This window comes from Pauljensenia sp. C0254C2, assembly GCF_056583835.1.
The window spans coordinates 1-1,136 of sequence record NZ_JBWPJO010000036.1 but is presented as its reverse complement, the minus strand read 5'-3'; the positions used below and the strand labels follow the sequence as shown (position 1 = coordinate 1,136).

1 protein-coding gene is annotated in these 1,136 nt (G+C 50.3%); it reads right to left on the bottom strand.

Annotated features, from left to right (window positions below):
* Positions 1–985 (bottom strand): IS1249 family transposase (locus AC1DA5_RS10545; RefSeq protein ID WP_480290195.1); only part of this gene is annotated, 985 nt, incomplete at its 3' end.
* Positions 986–1,136 lie beyond the last annotated feature (151 nt).

Below are 1,136 nucleotides of genomic sequence, written 5' to 3'. Positions count from 1 at the left end.
GGGTTACCGGACAATTTGTGTGTCTATTGGTGGCGTGTCGTGTTGTTTTAGGGTTTGTATTTGCCTGCCCAGGCTTTTCTGATTGATAGGCCGTCTTCCCATGGGGCTTGTAGGTCGAAGTGTTTTGGGCTGGCGTGGGGTTGGTCAGGTAGGCAAATAGTTGGTCTTTTCTGGCTAGGCGTTGGAGACGGAAGTACACGCGGCGGTCACGTTCGTGGGTGTACCACCATTTATGCCCAGGCTTTCTAAGGGCTTGGGGTAGGTCTTTAGCGAAGGTACGTTGTTTTAGGTATTGGTCGTATTGGTTGTAAAACGCAGCCAGAGTGGTAAGCCAGTTAGCGGCCTGTTCGGTATTGGTGATGCGGGTTAATTGTCGTGATAAGTACATGAGGTCCTGGCCGGCAGTAGTTTTAGGCTTGCGAGTCAGGTCAGTGATGTTATTGCGGTGTACATGGACTAGGCAACGTTGAATCTTAGTGGTGGGCCGCAAACTGTTAATGGCACGCTCACCACCTTTTGCCCCGTCTGTTACCACCATTAGAGGTGGGGCTATCGGGGCTAGGAGGGCTTGGTAGGCAGCTGTGGTTTCTTTAGCGCATACTTGCCAGTTCAATACGTTAGTAGTGGTACAAGCGATTAAGACTACCCACCCACCATTTAGATACGTCCCGTCGATGAAGACTTGATCACATACTTCACCACTGACCGGTGGAGTAGGCACTAGCGGGTTCCAACACCACGTGAAGTTGCGTCGAACACTGCGATCACTACCGCGATCGAGCTCACTGTGAGCGTGTTTACCTAACAGGTAGGAAACAAACGCTTCATACGTGTTGCCAGCCCTTGCCTGCGGTCTGTGTTTGGTATGACACGCCCCGCAATCAAGACACCTGTACCTAGGTGCGCCAGCCGAGGTGACACCATTTTTCTTTACCCGCCACCCCTTACAAGACGGGCATGAACGAACCGGTAGTTGCTTTGGCATAAGCCAAGGCAACCAAAACACCCCTTAACACAAACTCAAGAAAACACAACAACCATTAAATCTATAGCTAAAAAAGCTAACCAAACCAGACTTTCACCCACCACACCAAACAAAAACACAATCTATAGACACACCTAATGACCGGTAACCC